Source organism: Spongiibacter pelagi (genome assembly GCF_014705705.1).
GTDB classification, from domain to species: Bacteria; Pseudomonadota; Gammaproteobacteria; order Pseudomonadales; family Spongiibacteraceae; genus Spongiibacter; species Spongiibacter pelagi.
The window spans coordinates 323,288-349,455 of record NZ_JACXLD010000003.1 but is presented as its reverse complement, the minus strand read 5'-3'; the positions used below and the strand labels follow the sequence as shown (position 1 = coordinate 349,455).

The following is a 26,168-nucleotide window of genomic DNA, read 5'->3' as shown; positions in this document are numbered from 1 at the left end:
TGCCGGCAATTATCAAACTGTTTACAGTGTTTTTAAGTACTCGATAATGGCCCGGCGCTCAGCGGCGGTCAGTACCGCCGTAAACTCATGGCCACTATTACCTTGGCTGTAATAATTAGTGTTATATATTTTGCGCTCTTCGATTTGTGCATCGGTCATAATCGGCACATTGAGCAGGTTCCAAGCCAGACCACCATTACCCCACAACAGAGCAAGCCCGTCTTGTAATGTTGCGCCATCATCCATGACAGGATTGCAATCCACCAAGGGAATCGTGACGCCAATCAGTGGAATCGGCAATGAGGTGCCCGCCTCACAGGCCAACTCCTCATAGCGCCAACCAATCGTCTGTTCATCAAAACCGGTATCCAGACTGTAATCGAAGCCCATCACCACTTGCCCTTCCAAACCGGCAGGGGCCGCAACGGAATTGCGCCGCCAAATTTCTGGGCGCTGACTTGGATCAAGCACCGCTTCCAAATTCGGTACCGCACCGTTGTGGAAGTATGGCGCGGTAGCCCAAACACCGTAGAGCGGCGGCGCTAAATAACCCAGCTCAACCTCTTGCCGAAGCGAGGGATCAGCCCAGTTACCGCACAGCGATACGCCATCGTCGTTATAAGGGCCGTCTGAATAGGCAAACCAGTTTTCTTTTGAATACTCTTGTACTCGTTCTGAGTTACCGTTCAAGCGTGCGCGGTCAGTATTAATAATGTCGATGGGCGTAATGTAGGACGCCACACCTTCCAGCAAAGGCGAGTCGAGGTAGGCCGAGTCATTCGCATATTTAGGTGAATACGCACCGTGACAACTCGCGCAGGAACCGTTACCACCCTCGGGGCGTGGACTGGGGTTATTCAAACCGGCCGCCCACAAATCTTTGGCGTGGAATAATACTGCGCCCGCCTCTGCAAGCTGGGTATCAATCTCACCCAATTTTCCTTCCGGCCACTCAGGCGATTTCAAACCACTGATCCAGGCATCGCCATCTTGTTGATTGGCCAATACCCATGCCTTGGCACCCTCGAGATCGTTGAAAAAATCAGGAAAGTGGAAGGACAGTTCAATGCGCTTGGCATCCACTTTTTGTGCGCCGTCATAAAACTTGGCCGTACGGCTACCCACGTTCCACCACACTGGTGGATCTTCGGTACCGGTTGATGGCTCGGCCTGAACCGAGAGATAACCGGGCAGCGTTTGGAAATCAGCCAGCGTTAAGGTGCCGAACAATTGGAAGTTGGTGATATTGCCGGTGCCGCGCACCTTATTCTGAGCAATGATCGCCAAGGCCGCTTGCTGGGGCGCAAGGCGCGCCAAATCGGTAAACATCACCGTAATATCAGACAGGGAATTAGTGCCGTACATTGGCCCCAAGCCTTCACCATCTTGCGCGGTACCTACCCCGCCACCATGACAAATACTACAGGTCACATTGAGCTGGCCGGTCCATGTGCCATCGGCCTCCCGCAGTTGAGTTACCCCCATCGGCAATTGGCCAGAACCCCCATTGCTGGTATTGGGATCTTCGCCGGGCAGTGGGTAGGGGTTTTTGACGGCTGAAAGCGGCATACCCCAGCGCTGGGCAACCAGCTCATCAAACTGCGCGGGACGCTCGTCCAGATTCCAGATCGAGTCCCACATTTCGGCGTAATCTGCCGCAGCAAAACTGAACATAGAGGTACTGTAATCACCGGCAAACATACTGGCCGCACCAGGCCGACCTTCTGCGGCGACCAAGGCTAAACCTTCCGCATCGCGGCGGCGCAGCTCGCCACAGGTGCCGGGATGATTATCCTGCTGACAGGTCTGCCACCAAGCATTCATTAACACTGCTTTACCCGCATTAACACCGGGCACCACCATTTCACGAGGATCAGCAGGGACAACGGTAGAGTCGGGTTTGCCGGCACAGAAGTCGTGCCAGTAATGACCACCACGACGACTGGCGAGCAATTCAAATTCTTGAGTAGAACCGGGCTCATTGCCGGTATTGTTGCCGCCGGGATTATTGCCTCCCGTATTAGACGCGGGGACACCACCGGAGGAACCACCACCGCAGGCGGTGAGTAGCGCAATGGAGGAAAACACTAAAGCAGGAAATAGACGGCGCATTTTATCGACCCGTTTTTATTGTTGCGGCAGCGAGCTGCCCTATTCAACTCTATTAATGTACACATGTACAATCCCGCATTTGTACACGTGTACATTTTCAAAGTCAATCGCCTTGACAGCCACTGCCTCTGCCAAGGCGGTCAATTACTCGCCGCTACTCTCCTTTTAAAGGAATCTCCTACAGGCCCCCTTTACAGGGTTTTCAGATATTCAATAATCGCCTTTCTTTCCTGCTCGGTGAGTACGTCGGTAAAGGTATGGCCACTATTACTATTGCCCAAAACACGGGTGTCATAGATCAAGCGCTTGTTAATGGTTTCAGGACTGGGATCGTCGATGGACAATACCGCCAGCCAGTTCACATTGCTTTTGGCAATGTTTTCCACCAGCTGAAACATACTGGGGCCATTTTCCTCAATCGGATTACAGTTATTAAAACTTTGACCCGGCAAGTCTTCACAGCTCAGGCCAATGGATTTCCAACCCAAGGCTTGTTGGTCGTAGGCCGTTTCCCAACGCTGATCAAAACCGGTTACCACACCTTCGGTCCGCAATTGACGCTGCCAAATAGGAGAGCGCTTGCTGGAATCCAACACCGCCTCGATGGTTGGCACCGAACCATTGTGGAAATAAGGCGCGGTTGCCCAAGTACCGTAAAGTGGCGGCGCCAGATAGCCAATCACGCCCTGCTCCCAACCACAGGCCCCTTCAGGACGCATATCCGCCGTAAACATATCGTCTAAGGCTTCGGTGATGGGATCTTTATCTTCCGGTGCCACATAGCGGTCTGATCCTTCCGGCGCGCCCCAGAAACTGGAGCCAAAGATTTCACGCAAGTACGGCGACAGATTATCCGCCCGCGCCGAGTCAGTACCGATGACCGCCAAGGGTGAAATATGCGCGGCAATCCCTTCCAGCGAAGGATCTTCCAGATAATTCGGATCGTTTACATAACGGGGTGAATAAGCGCCGTGGCAGCTTGCGCAACTACCATTACCACCATCCGGCTTGGGTGCATCCGCATTTCCGCCTTCCGCCCAAAGGTCTTTGGTGTGAAACAGAATCGCACCCTGCTTGGCGAGGTTCTCATCAATCTCACCGGGATATTCCGGCGATACAGTGGACAAAATATAGGCCGAGGCATCTTGGTCGTATTCTTCAACCACATGGCGATAGGTCACATTGTCAGAGAACGTTGCCATACCTAGCGGACCGGCCGCCATCACAATACGCGTCGCATCTACCGACTGCCCGGCATCAAAGAATTTGCGCGAGCGATGGCTGTAATTCCACCAAGCGGGCGTATCTTGCGCCTGCGCGGTGGGGTGATCCAAGTCTGGCCCGACACTGGCTAAGGATTTCAGCGGATTGGGTGAAACCCCCAAGGAATCCTGATCCAGCAAAAATGCCAGCAGCTCAAACGCGCCCACGGCATTGTTTTGTCCGCGCTGTTTTACGCCAAGGTTTAACAGCACTTCCACCGATATATTGCCGGTATAAAGCGGAATGCCCAGCGCTTGCAGTGGTGAATTGTCGGCACCCAACTGGATGTAATCCATATTGGCATTGCCCAAGCCAAAGCTCTCACGGGTAATCAGCGGTCCGTTTTCAGATTCGATCTGACCACCATGACACTGGAAGCAAGCCACTGAACCGATCTGCCCCGTCCAATTGCCCTGCTCATCTTTTAGCTGGCGATAACCTTGGGGCAACTGCCCTGATCCGCCATTATTTTGGTTGGGATCTTCGCCGGACAAGGGATAGGGGTTGTCATAGGGCGCCTCGTTCATGCCATAACGCAGCGTGAACAATTGATCGAAATTCGCTGGCCGCTCCTCCAAGCCCCACTTCTGCCACGTGGTGTTGTAAGACTCAGAATCAGTGATACTCAAGCCCTGATCTGCCAAGGTATCCACAAAGGCCAAATAGCCCCGATCCCGGCGCTGGCGATGCTCGCCACAGGTTTTTGCGTTCTGTTCTTTCAGAGGCAAATCCGCCTGACACTCTTCAAACCACGCATTGAAATAGATGGCCTTGCCATCATTGCGACCGGGTATAACGGTGCTGCGTGGATCAACCGGCAATAGGGTGCTGTCCGGTTTACCTTCACAAAAACTCTCATAAACATGGCGGGCATGACTGCTGCCGAGCAGCGGAAACTCTTCGGTAATGCTGGGCTCGGAAGTACTAAAACTACAGCTCGCTGGCGTTTCCCAGCAGGACAGCAAACTCAACATCGACTGATAGGCCGTGGAGTTTTTAGACCACGGCTTACCGCCGCTGTGCGGCTCTGCTGGATCACTGGCTTCGAGCAAGATTGGGTTAGTGGACGCACCACCACCCAAGGTAGACCAAGCGGTGTGCAGGCGGGTGAAGTCATCAAGACCATTCGCCGATAACATTAGGCCATCACCTTCATCTTGGTCGGCCACACCGCCAGACTGGTGACAGGTGCGACAGAAATCCATCTGCGGCTCAACGGATTTTACAAAGAATTGTTCCAGTGTGAGTTCACCACCACCGCCAGTATTCTCTCCCGTGTTTGAACCGGGATTGCTATCCAGCGTCACCGAGCCCGAATTTGAACTTCCTCCACCACATCCTGTAATTAATAAGAGGCCACTAAAAAGTACAGCTAGGGTTTTGCGAGTCATCGTGTAACTCCACTTTTATTATTAATTTTTTTTGAGCACCTGGCTCTCTTTGTCGAGAGAGCCACACACCGTTTCAACCTGCGCTCAAAGGCTAAAACTGTTTTTTCTTTCTTCTTAACTTCTTAACTTCTTAACTTCTTAACTTCTTTGCTTCATTCCCGCATCAGAACGAGAAATTTATTATTCTCACAAGGTTTTTAAATATTCTTTAATCGCGCGACGCTCAGCCTCGGTCAGCACCGCAGTAAAGGCATGACCACTATTGCTTTGGCTATAAAAGCGCGTGTTATAAATTTTGCGCTCTTCCAACTGTTCATTGGTCAAAATCGGCACATTGATCAGGTTCCAGGCCAAGCCGCCATTACCCCAAACCAGACCAAGCCCGTCTTGCAGGCTCGCGCCCTCTGCATCCAGCGGATTGCAATCCAACAGCGGATTAGTCACGCCTAGCAGTGGTAAAGAAGCGCCCGCCTCACAGGGTAGTTCGTCGTAACGCCAGCCCATTTTTTCTGAGTCGTAGCCGCTTTGCAGGCTGTAGTCGTAGCCCATCACCACACTGCCCTCTAAACCGGCTGGTGCCGCTGCAGATTGACGTCGCCAAATGGTCGGCCTTTTTTCTGGATTCAAAACACCATCAATATCGGGTACCGCCCCATTGTGGAAATACGGTGCCGTAGCCAAAACACCAAACAGTGGCGGAGCGAGATAACCCAATTCGCGCTCACCGCGCAGGGCTTCATCATTCCAGTTTCCGCAAATTGGCGCGCCAGCTTCATTCTTTTCACCGTCGCCGTAAATAAACCAGTTATCGCGGGTGTAATCGGCCACACGCTGGGAATTGCCGTTTAAGCGCGCACGATCGGTATCAATAATATCGATGGGCGTAACATAGGCGGCCACGCCATCCAGCAGCGGAGAGGCCAGCCATTTAGGATTATTGGTATAGCGCGGTGAGTAAGCGCCATGACAACTGGCGCAAGAACCATTACCACCCTCGGGACGCGCCACCGGATTTTGCAGACCCTGTGCCCACAGGTTTTTTTCATGAAATAGAATCGCGCCCGCCTCGGCGAGGTTTTGATCAATCGCACCCAATTTAGCTTCTGGCCAAACCGGTGATTTCAGTGAATGTAACCAGGCGTCACCGGCCTGCTGGTGATCTAACACCCATTGCTTAGCTGCTTCATAATCACCGAAGAAGTCCGGGAAGTGAAACGACAGCTCAATGCGCTTAGCATCCACCATCATGCCCGCATCAAAAAACTTCGCGGTGCGACTCCCCAAATTCCACCACACTGGTGGATCTTCGGTACCCGTTGAAGGCTCGGCCTGAATGGTCAGCCATGAAGGAATCGATTCGTAATCGCCAAAGGTGAGCACGCCAAATAATTGGAAATTAGTGATATTGCCGGTGCCACGTACCTTGTTCTGCGCCACAATCGCCAGTGCCGCTTGCTGTGGAGCAAGGCGAACCAGATCGGCGTACATCGCCGTAATATCAGACAGCGAGTTAGTACCGTACTGCGCCCCCAGACCGGGGCCATCGGCATCGCTGCCCACGGCGCCACCATGACAAATACTGCAGGACAAATTTAACTGACCCGTCCAGCGCCCGTCCGCTTCGCGCAACTGCGTTACGCCCATTGGCAACTGGCCGCTACCGCCATTGGTTTCATTGGGATCTTCGCCAGCAAGCGGATAGGGATTACGAATACGAGAGAGCGGCATACCCCAACGCTGGGCTACCAACTCGTCATACTGTGCGGGGCGCTCTTCAAGCTGCCAGATGCTATTCCACATCTCCGCATAGGCGGAAGCCGGAAAGGCATATGTTGATGTAGCGGCATCACCGGAAAACATACTCGCCGCACCGGGCCGCCCCTCGGCGGCAATTAAAGCCAAACCGCGCTCGCTTTGGCGGCGCAATTCACCACAGGTTCCCGGATGATTTCCCTCTTGGCAAACCTGCCAAGGCGCATTCATTAATACCGCCCGCCCCGCGTCTACGCCGGGCACCACCAATTCACGGGGATCGGCAGGCACCACGGTCGAATCAGGCTTTCCCGCACAGAAATCATGCCAGTAATGACCGCCACGGCGGCTGACCAATAACTCGGAGTTCTGGCTAGCGCTTGGCTCATTACCGGTATTTGGGGTATTGCCTGTCGGGGACGAAGACGACGAGCTGCTGCCACCGCAGGCGGATAACGCGGCAAACATACTCAATAAGACTGCAAGGCGAAATTGGGACATACCTACTACCATTAAGTATTATTCTTTTTCTTTTGTGTCATTGCGATATTTGTACACATGTACATTTATAAAGTCAATTGGTAAACTTGCCCGATGAATGAAGCTAATATCCTAGAGTCCGCTCCCAACTTAAATACCGCTCGCCCGCCCCAGCAAGCGCGGGGTAAAGAGCGCTTTGAGCGAATTCTGGCCGCCGCCGAAGCCCAGCTAATGGCACGCAGCCTCAATGATTTTTCAATTCCGGATTTAGCGGCAGAGCTATCTTGCACCCGCACCAGCATCTATCACTTTTTCCCTAGCCCGTACGCGATTTTGAATGAGCTCACCCGGCGTCATCTGGTCAGCCTGGAGCAGGAAGTAGAGATCGTCAGCAAGGGTGTAAGTACCAAACCTTGGCGAGACATTATTGATGATGTTTCCAAAGCGGTATCGGGCTATTACAACGCCCACCCGGTCGCGGGCACCCTGATTTTGGGCAGCGTTGCCAGCCATGAAAGCCATCAGGCAATGCAGCTAACCATTCTGCATTTAGGGCGTCATGTTGAACGCCTTATGGGCCTGATGAATATCACGCTGCCCACCAATCCAGATGCAAAAGCACTCACGGTAGAAGCCGGCACTGCCTGCCTGCGCCTATCCTATTTCCTGCACGGAAAAATCACTCCGCAGTACCAGCAGGAATGTGCGCGGATGATGACCAGCTACTTAGAAAATTTTGTCGAACAAAAGGAAAGTTCTGATTAATACGCCCCAGCATTAATCAGCACTGCCAAATTACATTAAGCACTCACTGAAAGACTAGGAACACAAAATGCTGAACCCCGCTGAACTCAAAAACCTATCTGCCACGGCTGAAAAACTCACCGTTGAACAACTGCACGAGCTGTACGACACCCTGCCTGCGGTAGAGTGCGAAAGCATGATTGGCGACTGGAAAGGTAGCTGTTTTAACACTGGCCACACCGGCGAGGGCAAACTGAGCGCATTGGGCTGGGCTGGCAAATCCTTCCGCAGTGCTAATGATGTGATGCCAATTATGAGCCTGAATGAAAATGGCGAACTGGTTGAAAACCCCATTATGGGCACCGCCAGCCTGCGCAAAGTGGAATTTCGCGGTGTAGCCACGGCCACTATGGTTTATGACCAACACCCCATTTTTGATCACTTCAAAAAAGTAGATGAACAAACCGTTCTCGGCGTAATGGATGCCAAGGGCGATGCGTTTCCGCTTTACTTCCTGCTAGTTAAAGCCTAAGACATTAAGACCTTAATATCTTACTTCTGCGGCCTGACTTCCCCAAGGTTAGGGCCGCAAGTTTCCGCTCTCCCCCAGACAACTGCAATTCCCCCTCTTTTTCCTATACTGAATAAGCCAACACAGGCTTTTCTCATCGTCAATTTTATTTTCGCTATCAAATTGTAAGCATCAATCCAGACAAGAATAGTTGTCACTTGACAACCATAAGAGCGCCCTCCAATATTCACTGAGATCTGAACAAAAATGGCAAGGAAGCCACACCCGAAAAAAGAGATTCAAGACGCTATCGACTATGCCGCAGCAAAAGGCTGGCGAATAAAACCAGCAAATGGTCACGGCCACGCATGGGGAAAAATGTACTGCCCGTATCATAGTAAGGACTGCCGCTGCGGTGAATTTTGCATTAGCAGTATTTGGAGCACGCCCAAAAACGCCGGCAATCATGCGAAACAGATTAAACGAATTGTCGATAACTGTAGCGGCGGTTCAGACTCTGAGGATTAAGCAATGAAAACATTTGAATTTACCCTGAAATTTTCAATTCAAGGTGATAAAACAAATACGGACTCAATAGTTGAGAAGCTCGCAGAGGCTGGCTGCAATGACGCCCTTATTGGCTTAGGTCAAAGTGGTCGTATCGCACTGAATTTTGACCGAGAAGCAAAAACAGCCCTTGCAGCCGTTTCAAGTGCAATAACAGATGTAAAAAGCGCCATTCCGTCAGCGAGGCTTATAGAGGCCACTCCCGATTTGGTGGGTTTATCTGACCTTGCGGACTTAGCCCAATGCAGCCGCCAAAATATGCGAAAAATCATGCTGAACAGTGGCCAAAATTTTCCCGCTCCACTACACGAAGGAAAAGTCTCACTTTGGCATTTATCGAATGTTTTAATCTGGTTGCGAGATGAAAAGCACTACATATTTGATGACGCCTTACTGGAAGTCGCCAAAATTACTATGCAGCTCAATATCGCAAGAGAGGCACGGGCAATGGATGCCAGTCTTCAACACCGCATCCAGCGCTTAATGTCTTAGAAACGAGATTTTTTCTAAGAATAACTAGCGGCAGGAGCCCCCGCCGCTAGCCAATCATCTGGGACTTAACGCCCAACAATACCGCGCGAAATCACTTCTTTCATAATTTCCGAGGTACCGGCGTAGATTGTTTGAATACGCGCATCCACATAGAAACGTGAGATCGGGTATTCAACCGTATAGCCGTAACCGCCGAACAATTGCAGACACTCATTCACCGCGCGCAACTGCATTTCAGTCGTTGCCAGTTTCAGAATCGCCGCATCCTCAACAGTCATTTCGCCCTTGCCAAACTTCACCACATTTTGCTGCAGCAAAGCATTGCTCAGGGCGATGTCGGTTTTCACTTCCGCCAGTTTGAAACGGGTATTTTGGAACTGAGAAATAGGCTGACCGAAGGCTTTACGCTCTTGCACGTAAGCCGCCGCCAAATCCAGCGCACCCTGCGCCGAAGCCACTGCCTGAGTAGCACAGCCCAAACGCTCGCGGGGCAGTTCTTTCATCAGGTAGATAAAGCCTTTGTTCTCTTCACCCAGCAGTGCATTGGCGGGAACGCGCAGATTGTCGAAGAACAGCTCGGCGGTATCGCTGGCGTGCTGACCGATCTTTTCAATAGACTTACCTTTAGAGAAACCGGGCAGGCTAGTATCGACCAAGAACAGGGAGATACCTTTGGCACCCGCGCTAGGATCTGTTTTGGCACAAACAATCGCCAGATCCGCCAGAATACCGTTGGTGATAAACACTTTAGAGCCGTTAAGTACCCACTCATCGCCATCACGAACAGCGGTGGTACGCATACCGGCAAGGTCAGAACCCGCGCCGGGTTCGGTCATGGCGATACAGGACACCACTTCACCGGTTACCATTTTAGGCAGCCAGTAGGCTTTCTGCTCTTCATTGGCAATATTGTAAATATAGGGCGCAACGATATTGGAATGGATATTGTAGTTACTGCCCAAACCGCCATAACCCAGACGCGCCATTTCCCAGGCGATCAGCTGGTTTACTTCAAAGCTGGCGGCAGCCGCACCGTATTCTTCTGGCAGGTCGACACACAACATGCCCGCCTCACCCATGGTGTTCCAAAATTCGCGGGGCAGTTGGTGGTTGCGTTCCCACTCTTCGTAATGGGGTGCTACTTCCTGCTCCAGAAAGCGCAGTACCATTTCACGGAACAATTCCAGTTCTTCGTTGTTCGTCTCAGACATGTCAAAGCCCTCTGTTGAATATTGTCATGGGTTAAAAATTTAGCCGCAAAGTCTGCCCGAGCCCAGTGTCTACCGCAATGCTCAAAGCTGACCAAAAACTATCATTAACGGACATTTATTCGGTATCATGGCCGATAATTTCGATATTACACGAGCATTAATATCATTAGCGGACAAATAACCACAGCTTCGCAAGTGGATTTGGCACCCGAAGCCAAACACACCATTGCCAGCCATTTTGCGCGCGCTCATTTAGCCAACGCCCAGCGCCAAGGCTTGAACCGAGCCGCTCTGCTCAATCGCGCCGGCCTAAGCGAAGCGGTACTGGCAGAGGAGCAGGCACGGGTGGCTCCGCAACAGCTCGCCAGTCTCTTTCAAGGGATCTGGCAAGGACTGGATGACGAGCTGCTGGGGCTGTGCGAACGTCCACTAAAGGTCGGAGTCTTCGCACTCTCTGCGGAATCAATGGTGCGCTGCCACACCTTGGGCGAAGCGCTGCAAGCACAATTGCGCATTTACCAATTGATCGATCCCGGCTTTGACATTCGCTTAGAACGAACAGCCCATCATGTGCATCTCCACTTTCAACTGCGGCAACCTCAACGCGACACCCACCATTTGCTTATCGAACTGTTAATGCTGGTCTGGCACCGTTTTCCCGCTTGGCTGGTTGCCGAGCGTATCCCGCTTGAGGAAATCCAGTTCAGCTATGCACCGCCAAAACACCGCGAAGAATACGCCCTGCTCTACCCCGGCCCGAGTCGCTTTTTTCAAGACAGCAATTGCCTAACGTGGCCCCTCGAGGTTCTCGACTGGCCAGTGCGACGCAATGTAGAGCAACTCGGTAATTATTTTAAATTGGTGCCGCTGCCGTGGTTTCGCAAACAAACCTTTAATGAGAGCCTCTCCGATCAGGTTATTCGTTTACTTGAAAGCGCCCCGCCGGAAACCTTGGCAACTGTTGATGATATCGCCAAACAATTGCATATCACTGCGCGCACCCTGCGCCGCAAACTCACCCTGGAAGGCAACGCTTTTCATCAGCTCAAAGAAAATCTGCGCCGCGACCGGGCAATTTACTGGCTGAGCCAAGAGGATGTACCCATTGCCGAAGTCTCACGGCGCTGCGGCTATGTCGAACCCACCGCATTTATTCGCGCCTTTAAAAGCTGGACAAAAAAAACGCCGGGGCAGTACCGCCGGCGAATGCGAAGTTAAGACAACTGGGTGAAGATTAACTGGCGGCCTGCAATACCATGCGGTAACGGCCGGGGGCCTGTCCAAACCAGCGTTTAAACGCTTTCTGGAAAGCACTTTGATCGCTGAAACCCAGCTCGGCGGAAATATCCAGCAAGCCGATTTCAAAATCGGAAATCAGTCGGCGCGAGCGCTCCTTGCGAGCTTCATCGACCAGACTTTTAAAATTGGTTTCGGTGTTATTCAAACGGCGCTGCAAGGTGCGCGGTGCCAAACCAAGTTCTTCGGCCACATCTTCCAGCTTGGGTGCACCTTCGCGCAGGCGGTTTTGAATACACACAAGCACATCGCGAATAACCTTGTCTTCCATCTGCAATTTGGCCATTTCGTTGCGGGCGGCCTGTTGCAAAGACTGATAAATAGTAGGGTGAGGAAAGCGGATTGGGCGATCAAGAAAATGGCTATCAAAGGCCACGTAGTTGGCTTCGCTGCCGTAATGTACCGGCGCTTCGATAATTCGTTCGATCTCAGAGGTATCTGCCGGGCCAGCGTGGGCAAAGTGAATTTCACGCTTACTGCACCAGCGATCCAGCGTGGGTTTGTTTACCCGATACCAACTGGCAAAAAAGAATTCAACAACGTGACGAGATGGCAATTGGCGCTCTGGCAACGTCCACACTAAGGTGGCGGTTTCGCTCTGGCTTTCTTCGGTAAGTACCACATCGCCTTGGTCGATCAGCAGGCGGGAAAACTCCACCACTGCACCGAGTGCTGCGCGGCTATCTGGCGCGCTCATGCCCAGATAATTCACCATGCCCCACGCCTGCTTTGTGGCGTTAGCACCGGCATGGGCACCAATAAAATAATCGCCGAGCAGTACACTGCCCGCATCCAACATCATTTCAAACAAACGCAGCGGAAAGCGACCGTGCTCACTCACATAATCTTCAGGATTAAGACGCATTGCTTCACGCAGTTGCGCTTGGGTTACACCACGGGAGTACAGATACTCCAGCAGATTATCCAAGTATTCACGACAGACGGTGGGTGTTCTCATAATGGTCGCCCCAATGCTCTTATCTGAAATTATGTGGGTGAAGTGCCAGCCTTGAGCGGCTTGGTCACGGAACACAGAATACCAGTCTTAATTTGTCGTGAGCGGCAATCTTGTATCATTTTTGACAACAACAGGTTATCATTTTTGACCACAATTGCTTAAATAATCACCATAACGGGCAGTTCTTATGCAGTTATTCCAATTGGAGCATATGGGCAAACGCCGCTTGGCGATGCTTAGAAACTTGCTGGAATCGCAATTTCCCCAGATTGATGCCACCGCCTTGGCCGCGTCTAGCGAAGTACTGAGCGACTGGTCTGACGGTTATCATCACGACAGCATGTACGGTTTTCTGCGGGCCGCAGAACAACTGCGCCGCAAAGAGATTCCCGATATTAGCCTGCAAATAGGTGACCGTGCCCAACTCACCGACTCCGGTCTGCTCGGTTATGCGGTACTCACCGCGCCCACCGTCGGCCACGCTGCCAAATTGACCAGCCACGCTCTAAATTCATCGCAGTATTTGGTGCGCACCAAGCAGTCGCCCAAAGACGGGCTCAACCGGGTGGTATTCAATATTGTGAATGACGCCCGCCCCTACCGCGAGGCGCTATTAGAGATGAGTGTGCTGGCCGTGTGGCGCTGCACCCAGTCAATTCTGATCGATGGCCGCGCGGCCACACCGAGCTTTGTCACCTTTAATTATCCCGAGCCACCCCACGGTAATAAATACCGCGAACTGTTTTCCTGCCCGGTCATGTTTGACGAAGCCCATACGGTATTGGCCTACCCCGAAGAGTGGAGCAAAGAAGCCATTCCCAGCGGCAATAGTGAAATGCTGCGTATCTGCTCATCGGAAATGAAGCAGGTACTCGGCGAAGGCTATCGCGGCAATAATTTGGTCGCTCGGGTCAAACGAGCGCTGGTGGAACACCCCAAGGAATGTAATTACTCGCTGGAATCCACCGCTGAATTGCTGAATTTAAGCTCACGCAATTTGCGCCGACAATTAGCACAGGCTAATACGGGGTTTCGAGATATTTGTTTGGGGGTAAGGATGGAGTTGGCGCAACAATATTTACAGTCGACCAATATGCCGCTGAAAGCGATTGCCTTTCAGTTGGGCTATCGGCACGCCAATAATTTTCATCGCGCCTACACTGATTATTACAGTGAGTCGCCGACCCTGACGCGAGAGAAACATCTTACTCGGATCGGCGTAGAAAGGAGTCTGTGATTAATTACTGCGTTTGCAATCTTAGCCGTCGGCGGTGCTGGAAATGCTCATTTATTCGCATATACCAACAGTAGGCGCTTTAGGCGAACTCCGCGTTCTGCGCTCCGGCGACAACTAACCTTGCTGCACTCGCTACATTAATCAAGGACTCCCTAGACTAGCGTCGTTGGCATTTTAATTAAGCAGCTTTACGTATCTTAATTAAGCGGCTCAGCTGATAATCACGCCCACCTAAGATCAAATCCATCGCAGTCAAACGCTTAAAGTAAGCACCCACGCTCAGCTCATCGGTCATACCGATACCGCCGTGCAGCTGTACCGCTTGCTGACCGAGGTAACGACCGCTCTTACCAATCTCAGCTTTCAACATGGCCGCGCTTTCAGCAAATTCAGCCGTACCTACGGTTTGCAGTGCGCCCCACATCAGTGAGCGAATTTTCTCGCAGGCGATATACATATCCGCATAGCGGTGTTGGAGCGCTTGGAAGGCCGCAATCGGCATACCGAATTGCTTGCGGGTTTGCAGGTACTCGCCGGTGATGGCCATTAACTGATCCATCAAACCAACCGCTTCAGCACCCATTACCAACAGGGCTTCGTCAATCACCAGCTCAAGGCTGGCAGCGGCATCGCCGCTAAACAGCGAGGCAGACGCCGGCACTTTAACATTGTCAAAACGCAGATTAGAGGCGCGCGCACCATCTACCGTTTGGTATTCAGTGGCGGTCACGCCGGCTGCATCAGCGGCAACCAGCAGTACTTTGACCGCACCGCTTTCGTCTTTAGCCGTAACCAGATATTGGCTGGCTTGGGGCGCGGCATAAACGGCGTGTTTTTCACCGTTAATGACCAACTCACCACCTTCAGCTTTAACGGAAGTTGCCATAATCAGCGGATTGCCACGGCTGGCTTTTTCTTCGCTGGCCAGTGCAATCAACAGTTCACCGCCAATTAGGCTGGGGATCAGTTCATTTTTCAACTCGGCGTTATCACCGGCGGCCAGCAAACGACCTGCCAAGGCTAATACCGGGAACATAGGCTCCAGCACCAGACCGCGACCGAATTCTTCAGCCACACCCATCAGGTAGCCCAGATCCAGTTCTAAACCGCCGAACTCTTCGGCAAACGGCAGGCCGAACACACCCAGCTCAGCCAGTTGCTGCCAGTATTCCGCTTTGTAACCGTTACCCTCTTTGGCGAGGTGACGGCGTGATTCGTAGTCGTAATGATCCTGTACAAATTTGCGCAGGCTGTCTTTGAATTCGCTTTGTTCAGATGTGTATTGGTATTGCATGATTACGCTCCCAACGCCGCTTTTGCCAGCAGGCTGCGCTGCACTTCATTGGAACCGGCATAGATAGATGCCGCACGGGTATTTAAGTAGTAAGGCATGGCCAGCAGCGCTGACTCTTCACCAATAGGGGCAACATTGCTACCCACGACCAGAGCGTCGTTCTGCAATGGCAAACCTGCCAAACCCGCCACTTCCAATTGCAGCTCTGAGAAACGCTGCATCACTTCAGTACCCATAATTTTAAGCAGTGACGCCATTGGACCGGGGTTCTCGCCGTGTTTTAGATTGGCGTTTACGCGCTTTTCATTGTGCTCAACGGCGCGAATATCAATATCCAGCTCAGCCAGCTTGTACGACAGAATAGGATCGTCAGACAGGCGGTTACCGCTGGCATCTGGGGTATCACAAACGGCGTGAAGTTGCTCCATGGCCGGCACTAAGAAAGTACCGAAGGTGCTGCCGCCACGCTCGAATTCCAGAACGTATTTGGCCACAGTCCAGCCTTGGTTTTCTTCACCGATACGATTGCGCTTAGGCACGCGCACATCAGTAAAGAACACTTCGCATTGCTCTGGCTCACCGTCCAGGCCAATGATCGGACGCACTTCCATGCCGGGCAGCCCCATATCCAGCAGCAGGAAAGTAATACCTTGCTGAGGCTTGCCTTCGGTGCTGGTGCGCACCAGCGCAAACATTTTATTGGCGTGGTGGCCGTAAGTCGTCCAGGTTTTTGAGCCATTCAGAATGTAATCATCGCCATCGCTTTCCGCGCGGCATTTCAGGCTCGCCAAGTCAGAACCAGCGCCGGGCTCAGAGTAACCCTGACACCAGAAATCTTCGCCAGACAGCATTTTTGGCAGGTATTCCGCCTTCTGCTCATCGGTGCCAAAACCCAATACCGCAGGGCCAACCATCTGGATATTTTGAGGCAACAGCGGTGGCACGCCACGGCGGTTACATTCCTGAGTAAAAATATAGCGCTGCTGGATATTCCAGCCGGTTCCGCCGTATTCCTGCGGCCATGACGGAGCAACCCAACCCTTGTCATTCAGGATTTTTTGCCAGGCCATAGTTTCTTTAAAAGGCGCAAATACGCTGGTGGTTTTGCGGCCAGCTTCAAGAATTTCCGGGGTTGGTGCCGTTTCAAGAAAGGCACGCACTTCCTGACGGAAGCTTTCCAGATCGACGGATTGGTCAGTAGTACTCATGATTTTCTCAGTTCCTTGGGATCGGAGCTTTAGATTCAGGCGAGAAGGCCAGAATCACACTGCAGCATTGAGAGGCGAATAATTGATACGCTGAAAGTCCAGTATCTCGTTTTCAAAAACTTTCTGTACGGACTCACTGATCGGCATGGGATTTCCGTAAACCGGGTCGCGGCATTCCAACTCACTGTGGCCGACCACGCACAGGCGCTTGCCCTGCACAATTCGGCAACCCAGCAATAAACTGGAACGGCGCAGTTCGGAAACCGCCACTTCGATACTGACTTCACCCTCACCCTGACACTCGCTGAAGTAATCAAGGTGGAGTGAGATCGGCGACCAACGCATTTTGGCGCTGGCCGTCTGATTTTTTAGTGTTGCGAGATATTTACCCTGAACCTGCTCAAACCAGTCAGACAGCACGCTCTTGCGTAGCTGGCCGTTCTGATCGACATCGTTCGCCGCAGGTTGAAAGTGATAAAGAGGCATCGCGCAACACTCAAACTAAAACCGCCGCAGCGGAATTAGCCAGTCACCAACATGGAAGCCAAACGCTTGCCCATAATTTCTTCGGCATCGCGCACCATACGGCTCAGCAGTTCTTCACAGCTTGGGATATCGTCGATCAGACCCATCACCAAACCAGCAGTCCATACGCCGTCATCGGTGTCACCGGCAACCAGTACACGCTCACGACCACGGGTGCCCGCTACCAGCGGTTGCAGTTCGCCGAATTCGGTATCACCGGGCTTGCCTTCAATTTCCAGAACTTGCTTGGCGATATTGTTTTTGTAGATACGCGCGGTGTTGCGCAGGGTACGGAAGATCAGCGCCGTATCCAGCTCAGAGCTTTCTACCATCATTTTCTTCACGTTTTCGTGTACTGGCGCTTCTTTAGTCGCCACGAAACGGGTACCCATGTTCACGCCTTCCGCACCCAGTGCCAGCGCAGCAGCCAGACCACGGCCATCGCCAATACCACCAGAAGCCACCATAGGAATGGTCAGCTTGGAACCGGCGCAGGGCAGCAGCACCATGTTTGGTACATCGTCTTCACCGGGGTGACCGGCACATTCGAAACCGTCCACACTGACTGCTGAACAACCGATTTGCTCCGCTTTCAGAGAGTGGCGCACAGAAGTACATTTGTGGATAACGTGAACACCGGCTTCTTTCAGCGCAGGAATGTATTTCTCTGGGCTGCGACCGGCGGTTTCAACCACTTTCACGCCGCTGTCGATGATGACTTGAATGTATTCATCGTAAGGCACGGGGTTGATGGTTGGCAGCAACGTTACGTTGACACCAAAAGGCTTGTTAGTCATTTCACGGCAGCGACCGATTTCCTGACGCAGCGCTTCAGGAGTTGGCTGAGTCAGTGCAGTCAGAATACCCAGACCACCGGCATTGGAAACCGCAGAGGCCAGCTCAGCCAGACCTACGTGCATCATGCCACCCTGAATAATCGGGTGATCAATTTCCAACATTTCTGTAAGTTTTGTCTTAATCATTGGATGTCTCTTTTTAAGCGCCGCGCACCACAGTGGCGACTGACTTGTAGAAAGTTTTGGTTGCTGACTCCAAGTGCAATACCGCGGAGCCGGTGTTTAACCTGAACACACTTTAGCTTTTGTTAGTAATGCGGGACAGGTCGATGGGCGACAGGGCTTGTCAGAAAACGTCAGTGCTATCTAAACAAACCCAAACCGGGGGCAATTGTAGGAGATTTTGTCGCTAATTTGAGCAAAAAAAGGGCGATATCGCCCTAAAGCGATTAAAAGTCGGGCTTATGCCTGCACCGACTTGAGCCACTTGACGGCATCGGCAATCATAATTTTTCCTGTAGGAATCACCGCAAACAAATTCCAGGCGCCATGAATGGTGCCGTCATAGCGTTTGCTCTGTACAGACACGCCCTGCGCAGTCATCGCCGCCGCATAGTTTTCACCGTCATCGCGCAGCGGATCAAACTCACAGGTTGCCACCCACGCTGGCGGCAACGCCGATAAATCCGCCGTCGCACCCGGCGATAAATCCGGCTGCAATACATCCACATCCTCGCCCACATAATTGGACATAAAATAATCCATATCACCGCGCGTCAGCAGATAACCTTCCGCATTGACCGTCATCGATTCGGTTTCCACCGAGGCATTGGTCACCGGATAGATCAATAATTGGCCCGCTAAGGTAGGGCCGGATTCACGCAAGCTGCGCTGCGCCATCACCGCCGATAAATTTCCACCGGCGCTATCGCCACCCACAATCAGGCAGTCGACATTTCCATTAAAGCTGGCTGCGTTTTCCGCCACCCAGCACAATGCCGCGTAACCGTCGTTGGGCGCCGCCGGAAATGCCGCTTCTGGTGCCAAACGGTATTCCACTGATACCACGACATAGCCAGATTGGTGGCAAAGTTCGCGGCATACGGGGTCGTAATCCTGCACCGAGCCCACCACAAAGCCACCGCCGTGGTAATACACCAGTACCGGAAATGGCCCCTGACCTTCGGGGGTATAAATTCGCACGGGAATATCGCGATCGGAAAGAGAGATCACGCGATCTTCAATCGCCACATCGGGCTGCTCTTGCGGCGCAGTGATTTGGCATAGCGCACTAAAAGACTGGCGGGATTGCTCGGGGGGTAAATCAGAAAATGCTGGCGCGCCTTTGCTGGTCAGCATTTTCAAAAAACCTTCGGTATAGGGATCTAAGGACATGGGGGCTCCGCTTTTTTATTTTCAATGATCGCGACATTATCCCCCGCCCACGGGCGATTGTGAATTCGCCCTATTGTGTTTGGCTTGCTGTCAGGCCGACAAACACTGACGCAAAATCGCCTCACAATCTTGCTTGTCCATCAAAATGGGCACGGGCAGCCAACGGCCTTCATTCACCGCCGCATCAATAATATTGTCGAAGTCCGCTTGCTTTAGTTTCTCAAGGCTGCGAGGAATGCCAATGCTGTCATTCAATGCCACCACGCCGGCAATAAATGCATCGGCGGCCGCACTATCTGCGGTAGAAGCCTCAGCCAAACCTACCGCTCGCGCCAAATTTGCCAAACGCGCTGCAGATGCCTGCTTGGTAAAACGCAATACATAGGGCAACACCACCGCATTGGCCAAACCATGAGGAGTGCTGTACACCCGACCAAACTGGTGGGCGATGGCATGAACATTACCGATATTGGTGTCGTTAATGGCCAGACCGGCGTAACACGCCGCCAGCGACATTTGTCCGCGAGCGGCCACATCGGCACCATTGCTACAGGCAGTTTGCAAAGAAGCGAATACCATTTTTACCGCAGACAGGGCATAGCTTTCTGAACGCGGATTAGCCCAACAACTAATATAGGATTCAATAGCGTGAGTGAGTGCATCCATACCGGTAGCGGCAGTAATATGAGGCGGTAAACCGGTAATCAGTGTTGGATCAAGCGCGACCGCCTGGGGCAGCATTTTGGGGTCGGCGACATAGCTTTTTTCGTGGGTATCCGAATCAGCAATCACCGCACCCACGGTCACTTCTGAGCCTGTGCCTGAAGTCGTAGGAATCGCAAACAGCGGCAGTGGCGCAATTTTTACTTTGAAATAACCGGCCAATGCTTTCGGTTGAAAACCGTTGGTTGCTGCTGAAGCGATAGTTTTACCAGTATCAATAGAAGAGCCACCACCAATGGCCAGTACCGCCTCAGATTTGGATTGTTTCAACAATTCCAAACCGCCTTCCACGACTGCAAAGGTGGGGTCGGGCAACACGCCATCGTAAATGGTGACGTCAACACCCGCGTCTTGCAGGTTTTGTTTTAGCGGCTCAACCAAGCCCAGCTCCACCAGTGGCTTATCGCTCACAATCAACAAGCGCTGAATACCTTGGCGAGCAATGTGCTGGCAAAGTTGAATCGCACTTTTCTCGCCAGAGAACACAAAAAAACTGAGCGGCGGCATAAAGCGCATCAGCACTGACATAACCGCCAGATACAGTTTGTGAATAACAGATTTCATTTCCCTACTCTCCCGACGGGGCGCAGGATTTACGCCCCAGAAAATGACTTACAAGGTTTTCAGGTATTCGATAATCGCGCGGCGCTCAGTATCGGTTAGCACGGCGGTGAAGTCGTGACCTTCGTTACCTTGACTGTACAGATTGGTGTTGTAGATCTTGCGATCTTCAACCTGCTGCGGCGTCATTTGAGTAAATACGGGGACCTGTCCAAGGTTCCACGCCAAAATCAAATTGCCGTAAAGTGGCTCCAGAATTTGCTGAATAATCGGCTCACCGAGTCCCAGCGGATCACAATCCAGGAAGGGAATGGTGGTGGTGCCGCTGGCACAAGCCAGGCTGTCGTATTTCCAACCCATTTTACTTTCGTCGTAGGCACGCGACATGCTCACGTCGTAACCCATAACTACCGTGTCTTGGCCTGCGGGTTTAGGGGTAGAAACCCGACGCCAGATTTCTGGGCGATCTTCCGGTTTGAGCAGCGACCAAACATCGGGCACCGAACCGTTATGCAGGTAAGGCGCAGTTGCCCACACACCGTAAAGCGGCGGTGCTAAATAGCCCATCTCACGATCGCCGCGCAGCTCGGCACGGTTGCGTGGGCCACAGTCATTGTCTGTACCCACGGTTTCACCAAAACCAAGAAAGCTATCGGCACCGTATTGGTTTACCGCTTCGTTGTTGGTGTCGACACGCGCGCGGTCGGTACGAATGACATCGTTTGGCGTGACATTACTGGCCACCCCTTCCATCAATGGATCGGCGAGGAAGTTAGGATCATTCACATAGCGTGGCGAGTACGCACCGTGACAGCTCGCACAAGAACCATTACCGCCTTGGGGCTCGGGCACTGGATTATTCAGGCTGGCTTCCCACAGGTTTTTGCTGTGGAACAACACCGCGCCCTGCTCGGCCAAGGATTCATTAACTGCCAGCGGGTATTTGGGTGACTTTAAAGACACCATCCATTTATCGGCATCTTGGGCGTGATCACGCACCCAAAGCTCACCTTCTGCGTCGCCGGTCAGGGCATCCAGCGGTGTGTAGAAAATCAGGTCTACGCGGCTGGAATCCATGGGGAAGAACGCGTCTTGGAATTTCACCGGACGGTGACCCATATTCCACCAAGCCGGCGTATCGCCAGAAGCGGTTGAGCCCGAGGTAATCACCTCGAACAATTCCTGATCAAGGGTTCTATTTTGCTTGTTAGCCAGGAAGAAAATATTCACATCGCTGGCGTTATTGGTGCCACGACTGGTACCAAACAGGCTGAAAATACTACCAAAGCCTTCGCCGGTCAGTCCTGCGGCTGAACTCATGCCCAGCTCTTTAGACATCAGCGCAATATCTTGCAGGGAGTTACCGCCACCGTATTGAATACCGGTGTCCTCACCCTCACCGGGCAAGCCCGCAGCGCCGGTGTGACAAGCGTGACAGGTATAACCCAGCGTGCCAGTCCACTCGCCATTATCGCCACGCATTTGCGTCAAAAATACCGGCAACTGACCAGAGCCACCATTTGCGCCCGGCGCATTGGGATCTTCGCCGTCCAGCGGATACGGATTTGGCGCATCGCCCATAGGCATACCGTAGCGCTCAGCCACCAACTCGTCGAAATTATCGGGACGCGAGGTCAAACCCCACAACATCCACAGACGGTTATACGCCTCAGAGGAAAGTGCTAACAGTGCGTCTGTGTCGTGATAATCCGCATCAAAGAAAGTGCCGGAACCGGTCTCGCCATTGCCGACCATAAGCTCACGACCATGCTCCCAACTTACCCGCAATTCGCCACAGTTTTTTGGGTGGGCACGCTCGCCGACCAAAACCGGATCAACATGGCAGTCCGCCCAGTATTCATTGAAGTGAACCGCTTTGCCGTCACTCACACCGGGCTGAACCAGTGCGCGTGGATCAGGTGGCAATAAGGCGCTATCTGGGCGGGCATTACCGTTGCCGTCATCGGCACAGAAATCAAACCACTTGTGACCGCCGTAGCTACTACCCAGCAGCGGCAATAATTCCTCTGCGCCACCGCCGTTATTATTGCCCCCCGCCAAGCTGCAGTTTGCCGGATTATCCCAGCAGCTCATCAGCGTAATCATGGCATCGTAAGCAACACTGCCCACCGGCCAAGGTTGACCACCATCGTGCGACTCACTGGGGTCGCTCACCTTAACCACCAAGGGGTTAGTCGCCACGCCTTTACCGAGGCTTTCCCACGCGGCGTAAAAATTCGCAAAGTCCTCAGCGCTATTGCTGCTCAGCATCAAGCCATCGCCTTCGGGCTTGTCCGCTACACCACCGGGAATGTGGCAGGTACGGCAAAATCCACCCGCACTTTGCAGATTTGTTTGAAAAAATTCTTGCTGAGTAACGCCGCTGCCGCCGTTATTTCCGCCGCTATCACCACCATTATTGGCGCCAGAATTACTGGACGGAATGCTGTTGGTGGAACCACCGCCGCCACAGGCAGCAAGTATTAAACAGGTCAGGGCAACTACCAGACCGCGAGATTGGAAACTATGCATTATGACTCCCGGCGAACTCTTTACACACTCGAGGAAATAAACAATGGTGATTATTAATTGTTGAACTTTCAGCAGATAGCAGGATGGCGACAGGGATTGTCTGAGGACACCGAAAGTGATCATCAGCGACAAAAGCCCCATCCAGTGCTGGAGGGGCATCCTATGAAATCGGCGTTAAATTCGCCTTGATTTTTGTTAAGACGGCTAACGATCTGACTTGGTAATTTGTCGCTTTGTGCGACTGAGGGATTCCGGCGTCATCCCCAAATACGAGGCGATATGCACAGCCGGCGTGCGCTCAATAATGGCGGGGTCGGTATGTTCCAAAAAGAAGCGAAGACGCTCTTCAGCGGATTTGTACTGAATCATCAGCAGGCGGTTTTCCATCGCCAGAAAATGCCGCTCTGCCACATTGGTGGTCAACCTTTGCAAAGGGGGAAAGGCGTCAATTGCCGCGTCCATTTGCGCACGGGAAAACCAGAACCCCTCACAGGGCTCGAGCGCCTGAATATACTCCCGGCTCACCGTTCGCTGAATATAACTTGAGTAGGCCAAAACCACGGAGGGCTCGGCCAGCAGACGTAGGTTTACTTCTTTATCTTCATGCAGGTAGTAACAGCGCACCAAGCCCTTAATCATCACAAAAAGGTGATCACAGGGGCTGCCCGCATTAAATAAATGCTCGCCCTTGGCAAAGCTACGCGGCTGCGCCACTTGTTCAAGTAGCGCTTCCAGTGCCGGATCAACCTCAAGGAAATTTGAGGCGAATTCAATTAAAGCTTTAATCGACACTACCTACCTCACAACGAGCTTAGAGTGTTTTTAGATACTCAATAATCGCACGTCGCTCGGTATCCGTCAGCACCGCCGCAAAAGCGTGGCCCTGATTTCCCTGCGAATAAATATTGGTGTTGTAGACCTTGCGGTTTTCAATTTGCTGATCGGTGAAGGGCAAATTGCTTAATTCGTCCACCGGCAAATTCCACAACAATGCCACTTGGGAATAAATGCCGCCCAATAAGGTTTGCAAGGTTAGCAGTGTTGGGTCAACAGGATTACAAGCCAGCAAAGGCTGGGTTTGCAGGAAATCCATTACACAGTCGCGCTCGGTGTACTTCCAACCCAATTTATCTTGGTCATAAGCGCGGTCGAAGTTGGTATCAAAACCCATCACCACACGGCCTTCCATACCTTCTGGCGCTGGCGCCGAATCACGAACCCAAATATTGGGGCGGCTGTCGTTGCCGCTCAAAAGTTGCCAGATATTCGGCACAGAGGCGTTGTGCAGATACGGCGCTGAAGCCCAAATACCATACAGTGGCGGCGCCATAATCACCGGTGCATTGCCCTCGGTTTCAGCAAAATCACCCAAGCCGCAATTCAGGAAGGGCACATTTTCTGAACCACGCGCGGGAGTGCCATCAGCATTGCGCAGACTTTGCATGGCATCGGCATAGACCGGGTCGGTATTGATGTATTCGGTGCCGATCATATTGGCGGCAATACCCGCCAAAGCCGGATCGTCAAGATACGTCGTATTGTTGGCATAGCGCGGTGAGTACACGCCATGACAACTTGCGCAGGAACCATTGCCGGCATTTTCAGGCTCTGGCTCAGGGTTATTCAAGCTCGCCGCCCACAGGTTTTTAGCGTGGAACAATACCGCGCCGGCTTCGGCCAGTGGCTGATTGATCGTTCCGGGATACTCCGGCGCTTTCAGCGATTCCGCCCAAATTTGGAACGCATAAGATGACTCGTCAACCCAGCTCACCACCTCTTCCGCATCACCAAACTGTGCAAACAAGAGTGGCGTGTAAGCCGCCATATCGATGCGGGAAGAGTCCATAGGCAATACCGCACCGTGGAACTTCTGCACCCGGTGACCCATATTCCACCACGGTGGGCTTTTGATATTACCGATAGCTTGGCTTAACCAAATTTTATCGTTGGTGTATTCCTCAAAGGTGCCGCCGTTAAAGGCAAGGAAACCCACTTGGAATTGGTCAATGGCGCCAGTACCACGGTTGGGCGCAATAGTAATCAGCCCAGACAACAATCCAAAACCCGGATTCATGCCCGCTGCGGCAAAGTCACGAAACGCCACAGTGAAGTCACCAATTGTGCCGCTACCGCCCCAGATTTCTTTCATATCCGGCGCGCTATTGCTGATCACTTCGCCATCGTGACAGAAGGAACACAGCTTCACACCGATATTGCCGGTCCAAGTGCCGTCCGGCTCACGCAATTGCGTTAAACCCACAGGTAACTGGCCTGAGCCACCGTCAGTGGTATTGGGATCTTCACCCGGCAGTGGGTAAGGATTGGGGGTGGAGCCCAATGGACTGCCGTAACGCTGGGCCACTAGCTCATCAAAATTCTCTGGTCGCGCTGGCATCGCCGGTGCCAACACATAACCCGACCAGTATTGCCAAACGTTATTGTAATCTTCCGCAGAAATGGTGAAGTAAGAACCGCCACCGCTGTACGTGGTTGGGTCAGCAAAATCCAAGGCTTCGTAGCCCTGCCCGCTGAACATATGGGCAGTGCCGGGCTCGCCGTGACCAAGCGCCACTAAACGGCCTTTTTCCCATAAAGTACGGTATTCACCACAAGTGGTCGGCCGCTGGGGCACATTGCTTTCACAGCTGCGCCAATCCAGATTAAACACCACGTTTTTGCCGGCATTAACACCGTCGACCATCAGCTCGCGAGGATCTTCTGGCAGGACTTCGTTATCGCCACGAGTCGCGCAGTACTCCGCCCAAAGATGGCCGCCACGGGTAGAACTAAGTAGCGCAGGCTCAGTAACCGTGCCGCCATCACCGCCATCACCGCCATCACCGCCATCGTCGACATTGGCGCTGCCACCCGTTTGAACACTGCCGCTACTGGAACTGCCACCACAGGCGGCTAGTATTAAGGCGAGGAGAACAACAGCAAAAACATGAAATTTTGTTTTCATTATTGGGATTTCCATTGATATCGGCGCTAGAAGACGGCATTAAATACCGGCGTTTTATCAGCCAAACATTTATGATTTTTATCGGGCGTAGATAAGCAAAACGACTCGCTCATCCCACAGGAATTCTGACAATAATATTAACAAAGACTCACACGGC

Annotated in this window: 19 protein-coding genes; 5 read left to right on the top strand and 14 right to left on the bottom strand. The window is 52.5% G+C overall.

Features of this window, described 5'->3' with window-relative positions:
* Positions 1 to 21: 21 nt before the first annotated feature.
* The 3 genes from roxB (IB286_RS07785) to roxB (IB286_RS07775) form a co-directional block, all read right to left on the bottom strand.
* Positions 22 to 2,112, bottom strand: a complete 2,091-nt coding sequence (roxB, locus tag IB286_RS07785) for a rubber dioxygenase RoxB (protein ID WP_190764212.1) — start codon at positions 2,110 to 2,112, stop codon at positions 22 to 24.
* 191 nt (positions 2,113 to 2,303) lie between these two features.
* Positions 2,304 to 4,766 (bottom strand): putative rubber dioxygenase RoxC, encoded by a 2,463-nt coding sequence (gene roxC, locus IB286_RS07780; protein ID WP_190764210.1) that lies wholly within the window; start codon positions 4,764 to 4,766, stop codon positions 2,304 to 2,306.
* A 186-nt stretch (positions 4,767 to 4,952) separates the two neighbouring features.
* Positions 4,953 to 7,019, bottom strand: a complete 2,067-nt coding sequence (gene roxB / locus IB286_RS07775) for a rubber dioxygenase RoxB (RefSeq protein ID WP_190764208.1) — start codon at positions 7,017 to 7,019, stop codon at positions 4,953 to 4,955.
* Positions 7,020 to 7,112: 93 nt separating this feature from the next.
* On the opposite strand from roxB (IB286_RS07775), the gene IB286_RS07770 reads away from it, so the two are divergent.
* The 3 genes from IB286_RS07770 to IB286_RS07760 all read left to right on the top strand — a co-directional run bounded on the left by IB286_RS07770 (position 7,113) and on the right by IB286_RS07760 (position 9,312).
* Positions 7,113 to 7,763 carry a TetR/AcrR family transcriptional regulator gene (locus tag IB286_RS07770; RefSeq protein WP_190764206.1) on the top strand — a complete coding sequence of 217 codons (651 nt, stop codon included), beginning with the start codon at positions 7,113 to 7,115 and terminating at the stop codon, positions 7,761 to 7,763.
* A gap of 67 nt (positions 7,764 to 7,830) precedes the next feature.
* A complete protein-coding gene (locus IB286_RS07765) occupies positions 7,831 to 8,274 on the top strand; it encodes a DUF4334 domain-containing protein (protein ID WP_190764204.1) in 444 nt (147 codons plus the stop codon).
* Positions 8,275 to 8,784: 510 nt separating this feature from the next.
* The gene (locus IB286_RS07760) at positions 8,785 to 9,312 is read left to right on the top strand and encodes a DNA-binding protein (protein WP_190764202.1); all 528 of its coding nucleotides are present in this window, start codon (positions 8,785 to 8,787) and stop codon (positions 9,310 to 9,312) included.
* A 65-nt stretch (positions 9,313 to 9,377) separates the two neighbouring features.
* On the opposite strand, the gene IB286_RS07755 is transcribed toward IB286_RS07760, so the two are convergent.
* Entirely contained in the window at positions 9,378 to 10,523 is a 1,146-nt protein-coding gene (locus IB286_RS07755) for an acyl-CoA dehydrogenase family protein (protein WP_190764200.1), read from the bottom strand.
* A 195-nt stretch (positions 10,524 to 10,718) separates the two neighbouring features.
* Here IB286_RS07755 and IB286_RS07750 point away from each other — a divergent pair, with 195 nt between their 5' ends.
* On the top strand, positions 10,719 to 11,741 hold the full coding sequence (locus IB286_RS07750) for an AraC family transcriptional regulator (protein WP_190764198.1): 1,023 nt from the start codon (positions 10,719 to 10,721) through the stop codon (positions 11,739 to 11,741).
* 16 nt (positions 11,742 to 11,757) lie between these two features.
* Here IB286_RS07750 and IB286_RS07745 read toward each other — a convergent pair whose 3' ends face one another.
* Positions 11,758 to 12,777, bottom strand: coding sequence for an AraC family transcriptional regulator (locus tag IB286_RS07745; protein ID WP_190764196.1), 1,020 nt, complete (start codon positions 12,775 to 12,777; stop codon positions 11,758 to 11,760).
* Positions 12,778 to 12,964: 187 nt separating this feature from the next.
* Between IB286_RS07745 and IB286_RS07740 the strand changes: the two genes are divergently transcribed.
* Positions 12,965 to 14,014: an AraC family transcriptional regulator gene (locus IB286_RS07740; protein ID WP_190764194.1), complete on the top strand. Its 1,050-nt coding sequence runs from the start codon at positions 12,965 to 12,967 to the stop codon at positions 14,012 to 14,014.
* A gap of 178 nt (positions 14,015 to 14,192) precedes the next feature.
* On the opposite strand, the gene IB286_RS07735 is transcribed toward IB286_RS07740, so the two are convergent.
* The 9 genes from IB286_RS07735 to IB286_RS07695 form a co-directional block, all read right to left on the bottom strand.
* Positions 14,193 to 15,308, bottom strand: a complete 1,116-nt coding sequence (locus IB286_RS07735) for an acyl-CoA dehydrogenase family protein (RefSeq protein WP_190764192.1) — start codon at positions 15,306 to 15,308, stop codon at positions 14,193 to 14,195.
* Between the two features lie 2 nt (positions 15,309 to 15,310).
* Complete coding sequence (locus IB286_RS07730) at positions 15,311 to 16,516, bottom strand: acyl-CoA dehydrogenase family protein (protein ID WP_190764191.1); 1,206 nt, start codon at positions 16,514 to 16,516, stop codon at positions 15,311 to 15,313.
* A 54-nt stretch (positions 16,517 to 16,570) separates the two neighbouring features.
* Complete coding sequence (locus tag IB286_RS07725) at positions 16,571 to 17,002, bottom strand: acyl-CoA thioesterase (protein ID WP_190764189.1); 432 nt, start codon at positions 17,000 to 17,002, stop codon at positions 16,571 to 16,573.
* Positions 17,003 to 17,037: 35 nt separating this feature from the next.
* Positions 17,038 to 18,024 (bottom strand): NAD(P)H-dependent flavin oxidoreductase, encoded by a 987-nt coding sequence (locus IB286_RS07720; protein WP_223826196.1) that lies wholly within the window; start codon positions 18,022 to 18,024, stop codon positions 17,038 to 17,040.
* 276 nt (positions 18,025 to 18,300) lie between these two features.
* A complete protein-coding gene (locus IB286_RS07715) occupies positions 18,301 to 19,233 on the bottom strand; it encodes an alpha/beta hydrolase (RefSeq protein WP_190764187.1) in 933 nt (310 codons plus the stop codon).
* Positions 19,234 to 19,323: 90 nt separating this feature from the next.
* A complete protein-coding gene (locus tag IB286_RS07710) occupies positions 19,324 to 20,520 on the bottom strand; it encodes an iron-containing alcohol dehydrogenase (protein WP_190764185.1) in 1,197 nt (398 codons plus the stop codon).
* A gap of 48 nt (positions 20,521 to 20,568) precedes the next feature.
* Positions 20,569 to 23,049 carry a rubber dioxygenase RoxB gene (roxB, locus tag IB286_RS07705; RefSeq protein ID WP_190764183.1) on the bottom strand — a complete coding sequence of 827 codons (2,481 nt, stop codon included), beginning with the start codon at positions 23,047 to 23,049 and terminating at the stop codon, positions 20,569 to 20,571.
* Positions 23,050 to 23,253: 204 nt separating this feature from the next.
* On the bottom strand, positions 23,254 to 23,841 hold the full coding sequence (locus IB286_RS07700; protein WP_190764181.1) for a Crp/Fnr family transcriptional regulator: 588 nt from the start codon (positions 23,839 to 23,841) through the stop codon (positions 23,254 to 23,256).
* A gap of 19 nt (positions 23,842 to 23,860) precedes the next feature.
* Entirely contained in the window at positions 23,861 to 26,011 is a 2,151-nt protein-coding gene (locus tag IB286_RS07695) for a c-type cytochrome (protein WP_190764179.1), read from the bottom strand.
* Positions 26,012 to 26,168 lie beyond the last annotated feature (157 nt).